The sequence below is a fragment of the Halomonas sp. 3A7M genome, from assembly GCF_014897875.1.
Classification (GTDB): domain Bacteria; phylum Pseudomonadota; class Gammaproteobacteria; order Pseudomonadales; family Halomonadaceae; genus Vreelandella.
This window is the reverse complement of record NZ_JABUZD010000150.1, coordinates 1-542: the sequence shown is the minus strand read 5'-3', so window position 1 is coordinate 542 and position 542 is coordinate 1. Positions and strand designations below refer to the sequence as shown.

The window sequence follows — 542 nt, the reverse complement described above, 5'->3', positions numbered from 1 at the left end:
TCATATCGCTAAATATGTCAACTGTTTATCATACGATTTATGCAGGAATGAAGCGCACTCCCTCGGAAAATAACGGTATACCTAAAGCCTGGGCACAAAAAAAACCGCCCATTCAAGGGCGGTTTTTCGGGGCGGGTTTAGTGCGCTTTCTTGGTTTTGGTCAGGTGCCGGACATAGAGCGTCAAAATCACAGCCATAACCGCAGGTGAAAGCAGTAATAAATAGGGATAGCTCATGATAACTCTCCTTCTTCTTTTCCAGCGTCAACATCTAGCTTAGCTTTACTATAGACGCATAATAACACGGTCACCACCCCAGCGATCACGCCGACCGTTCCAGCGGTATAGCTAATTTGCTCGGTGAAAAAGGTGCCGATCAAGCTGAGCGCGACCACGGTTGCCCCAATCCGATCCAGCGCATCCGCCATCCCTCGTGCCACTGCCCGCCGCATATAATATTTACTCTGCATATAAATCTCCTTTGGTGATCCGCGGTTGTCGCCGCGCTTTGTTTCGACCCTTGTAGTATCGCTCATATCGCTA

General features: G+C 48.9%; 2 protein-coding genes. One reads left to right on the top strand and one right to left on the bottom strand.

Features of this window, described 5'->3' with window-relative positions; translation table 11 throughout:
- Positions 1 to 209: hypothetical protein (locus INT19_RS19515; RefSeq protein WP_226924644.1), on the top strand; the 209-nt coding region annotated here is incomplete at its 5' end.
- A gap of 23 nt (positions 210 to 232) precedes the next feature.
- On the opposite strand, the gene INT19_RS13425 is transcribed toward INT19_RS19515, so the two are convergent.
- Positions 233 to 542, bottom strand: a 310-nt coding sequence (locus tag INT19_RS13425; protein WP_226924642.1) for a hypothetical protein, incomplete at its 5' end; no start/stop codon positions are given.